The sequence below is a fragment of the Gemmatimonadota bacterium genome (genome assembly GCA_022560615.1).
Taxonomy (GTDB): domain Bacteria; phylum Gemmatimonadota; class Gemmatimonadetes; order Longimicrobiales; family Gaopeijiaceae; genus UBA1138.
The window spans coordinates 1-3,572 of the sequence record JADFSR010000094.1; the positions used below are offsets into that span (position 1 = coordinate 1).

At 63.4% G+C, this 3,572-nt stretch carries 2 protein-coding genes; one reads left to right on the forward strand and one right to left on the reverse strand.

The window, feature by feature from the left end; translation table 11 throughout:
* Positions 1–106 precede the first annotated feature (106 nt).
* Positions 107–1,594, forward strand: a complete 1,488-nt coding sequence (locus IIB36_20370) for an amidohydrolase family protein (protein MCH7534095.1) — start codon at positions 107–109, stop codon at positions 1,592–1,594.
* Positions 1,595–1,825: 231 nt separating this feature from the next.
* Here IIB36_20370 and IIB36_20375 read toward each other — a convergent pair whose 3' ends face one another.
* The gene (locus tag IIB36_20375; protein ID MCH7534096.1) at positions 1,826–3,352 is read right to left on the reverse strand and encodes an IS1380 family transposase; all 1,527 of its coding nucleotides are present in this window, start codon (positions 3,350–3,352) and stop codon (positions 1,826–1,828) included.
* Positions 3,353–3,572 lie beyond the last annotated feature (220 nt).

Below are 3,572 nucleotides of genomic sequence, written 5' to 3' on the forward strand. Positions count from 1 at the left end.
CCGCTGGTGCGTTCGAGCCTGGCGACCGGCTTTGTACCCGAATTCCCTCGGGGGTGCCCGACGCGGCCGCACCCCTCATCGACCGCTTCCTACAGGCAGGTGTCCGATGGTGTGTGAAGGCGTGCGAGTTCGTCTCGGTGGTGCGATTCCGCGGTGCCTGGGGAGTTTCGCCCGGGGCGCCGGTGCCGTAGCCCTCGTACTCTCGTTCGGGACGGCGGCCGCCGCCGCGCAGACCTACGACCTCGTCCTCCAGGGCGGTCGTGTCATGGACCCCGAATCGGGCATGGACGCGGTGATGAACGTGGGGATCCTGAACGGCAGCATCGCCGCCATCTCGGCGGAGCCGCTCGAGGGTCGGGAGGTCGTGGACGTTTCCGGACACGTAGTCGCCCCCGGGTTCATCGATCTGCACGCGCACGGTCAGGACCCGTTCAGCCGCGACCTCCAGGTGCGCGACGGCGTCACCACGGCGCTCGAGTTGGAGGGCGGAGCTTGGCCGGTCGACGCGTGGTACGCGGAGCGGGAGGGGAAGTGGAGAATCAACTTCGGTGCGACGACCAGCTATGGAGCCGCACGGAGTGAGGCGTTTTCCGGTGATCGAGGGGCCAGGGTTTACGACGACGCGACGCCTGAGCAGATCGAGCGGATGCAGGAGGCCCTCGCGCTCGGTTTGACGCAAGGTGCGATCGGTGTGGGACTCGGGCTGCAGTACATTCCCGGTGCCAGTCGGGCAGAGATCTTCCGGGCGTTCCAGACCGCTGCGACACACGGGGTGACCGTCTTCGTGCACATCCGCTACGGCGGTATCCTCGAGCCGGAGACCAGCATTGCCGCGGTTCAGGAGATGATCGCCGACGCCGCGGGATCGGGAGCATCGGTGCACATCGTGCACATCGGCTCGAGCGGGCTCACGCAGATCCCCATCCTCCTCGACATGATCGAGACCGCCCATGACGGCGGCGTCGACGTCACCACGGAGGTCTACCCGTACACAGCCGCGTCGACCGGTATCCAGGCGGCGATCTTCGACGAGGGCTGGCGGGAGCGATTGGGCAGTGACTACTCCGATATCGAGTGGGTGGCGACCGGAGAGCGCTTGGATTCGGCTTCCTTTCAGGCGTACCGGGAAGAGGGCGGGATGATTATCGCGCACATCATTCCGAAGGATGAGATGGAGTACGCGATCGGACATCCGGCCGTGATGATCGCGAGCGATGGCGTCGGGTTCGTCGATGGCCGCGCGCATCCCCGCGGAGCCGGCTCCTTCGCGCGGGTTCTGGGCCATTACGTTCGGGAGGAGGGCGTCCTGACGCTCATGAGCGCGCTTCGAAAGATGACGATCATGCCGGCTGACCGACTCGAGGCGGTGGTTCCGGCGATGAGCCGAAAGGGTCGAGTATCGGTCGGCGCGGATGCGGACCTCACGATCTTCAACCCTGCGACGGTCATCGATATCGCGACGTTCGCCGAGCCGGCCCAGCCCTCCGTCGGCATCCCTCACGTCCTGGTGGCCGGGCAGTTCGTGGTCCGCAATGGGGAGCTCGTCGACGGGGTCATGCCGGGCCAGCCGATCCGGAGGCGTCCGATCAGCTAGTCCTAAAATAAGCGAGTTGTGCAACGAACGCCTGTGGGTCGTGCGACAGACGCTAAAGCAGCTTATCAGCCTGCGAGTAGTGGATTTTAGTCGGTTGAGCAGCGTAGCGGTGGCGCAAAGGCGGAGTGCGGGGACGTTTTTGGGAGTTCAGGGCACAGCGGTGCCTGGCCGCGCCGTGGCGGCCCCCTAAAAGCGTGTAAGCTGACTGGGGCTATGGGAGACCGCGGTGGACTATCCGAAGCCGGTGCGCTCGATGGTGCGCCAGGCACTGAAGAAGCGGTCCAGGGTGGGTTGGTAGCCGAGGAGCCGGATCGTGATACCGCGCGCTCGCCTCGTGACGCGGCAGGGGATGAGGATGACGCTGTGGATGAAGCGGCGGAACTCCATGGCCACATACTCCTTCCGGTCCCGCTTCAGGTGCATCATCATCGCGAACCACGACTTGATGTTCCACGCCAAGGCCGCGATGACCATGTAGGCCCAGTTGCTCACCAGATCGTAGAGCGGCATCCGTAGCGCGTTGACGCCGTTCTTGAGCTGCTCGATGATGTTCTCCTGGTCGCAGCGCTCGTTGGCGCACCGGACCACTTCGGCGGCGCTGAGATCTGTGCGGGTCGTGATGTAAAAAAAGTAGCGAATCTCGTCGAATAGAACGTGCTCGCCCTTCATCTTGCTGATGTTCTTGCGCAGGGCCACCACCCGATACGGCCGCTTGCACTTGCCTGGCTGGTAGCTGAACTCCGCCACGTCCTCGTAGTTCAGTTCCAAGTTGACGTAGCCCCGCTCGCGGACGATGCGCGCCTTCTCGTCGGCCTGGCGCTGCCGCGTCTGGTCGGTTAACGGCACGTGCTTCGGCTCTCGTTCCATGCGCTGCCAGCTGTCTTCACCCAGAGCCTCGGCGCGGCTTACCTGGGCCGTATTGGCGTCCATGCCGAAGATGAAATCGACTCGTTTGGCCCACCGGTCGAGGTGGGCGGTCTGGGAGAAGTCCGTGTCGCCCCTCAGACAGATCCGCTCGGCGTACGGGTCCACGAGATCGATGGCTCGATCAATGTAGGGAGCCGCATCCGTGTGACTCGCCACATTGCCCGGGCGGTTCACCAGATAGAGCACCTCTGAGGTGTTGGCCAGCGACACGATCAGCGGATGGTATCCCCAGATCCCCTTGTAGGAGATGTCCATGCCCTGTTTCTTTTTGCCGGACGTCGGTGCCAGGGTGCCATCGACATCGATGTACGCGATCGGCCCCAGCAATTCGCGCGCCCGGCCCTGCCATAGCTGAGGTCGCACCGCGTTGATGGCTTCCATCAACGTGATCACGTCCTCCTCAGTGAAGCGTCGGCAGAAGTCGCCGGCCGTGGTCGGGTCCGGAATCAGGTCAGCGCCCAGTGCATTCATGTACGCTGTGTCATGGCGTAGGCGCTCGATGTCCTCCAGCCGCGTGCCGCCGCACAGCACGTTGTACGCCAGATTCAGCACGTGATCCGACTCGTGGTACGGCAGGTGCACCTTCAGCAACTCGAGGCCGGCATCGATCTGCTCGGGCAGACCCAACTTGGTGACCAGGCGATGCACCGCTGTGATCCCTCCGTAGCTCATCGCATCCGTGTTGGCACCAACCTCGTAGTGCACCGCACCCGAGTTGAACATCGGCTCTGCCTGAGCTTTCCAGTGTCCCGCCTGCCCATGTCGCGCCGCTACCTTGCGCTTGCGACGGGCACTGTTCTTTCGGCTCTGCTTGAACGATATTCTCTTCACCGGAAAGGCCTCTTCGTTGGAGTATCGATTCTGCTCAGAATCTCGCTAACTCCAATAAAGATAAGCCTTTCCGGTTTCTTATTCAGGTCGGCTGCACAACATCACGCTTGCTTTGGGGCTAGCGTTGAGCTCATCCCAGAGCTCGTTGCTCTCGCTCATGCAGCGTGAGGTCTCACCGCGGCCTGGTTCGGAAGTACCCCGCCTTGTGAATCAGCAGGCG